This window comes from Vibrio sp. 704 (assembly GCF_033339295.1).
The window spans coordinates 1-632 of the sequence record NZ_JAWOUH010000591.1 but is presented as its reverse complement, the minus strand read 5'-3'; the positions used below and the strand labels follow the sequence as shown (position 1 = coordinate 632).

The following is a 632-nucleotide window of genomic DNA, read 5'->3' as shown; positions in this document are numbered from 1 at the left end:
TGAGGTGTCAGTTCAGAAATTGGGCACCGCGCGTCAACCAAACGGTGTACAAACGAGCTGTTTGCACCATTTTCTAGCAGACGACGAACAAGATAAGGCAGTAGATCCGCGTGGCTACCAACTGGAGCGTAAATACGAACAGGTTGGCCGTATTTCTCCATCACGTGGTTGTAGAGTGAATCTCCCATGCCGTGTAGGCGTTGGAATTCAAAATCCTTATGCTGCGCCATCACTGCAATCGCAGTAACTGTGTGCGCATTGTGGCTAGCAAATTGCGGGAAGATATTGCCACGTACGCCTTCGCTTAATAGGAAACGCGCACATGCACGGTAAGCAACATCAGTCGCTTCTTTGCGTGTGTACACTGGGTAGTTGTCGTAGCCCGCTTGTTGTGACCATTTGAGTTCGCTATCCCAGTACGCGCCTTGTACCAAGCGAAGTGGGATCAAGTCACCTTGTTCTTTCGCAAGGGCATTGAGCCAAACCAATACTGGTAGAGCACGCTTCGAGTACGCTTGCACAACAAGACCAAACTTGCCCCAACCTTTGACTAGGTCACTGCGGTAAATCTTCTCGAACAGCTTTAGAGACAGCTCAAGGCGATCAGCTTCTTCTGCATCAATCGTGATCGC

1 protein-coding gene is annotated in these 632 nt (G+C 50.0%); it reads right to left on the bottom strand.

Annotation, left to right across the window (positions count from 1 at the left end):
- Positions 1–632: proline dehydrogenase family protein (locus tag R7R24_RS27925; RefSeq protein WP_318120323.1), on the bottom strand; the 632-nt coding region annotated here is incomplete at both ends.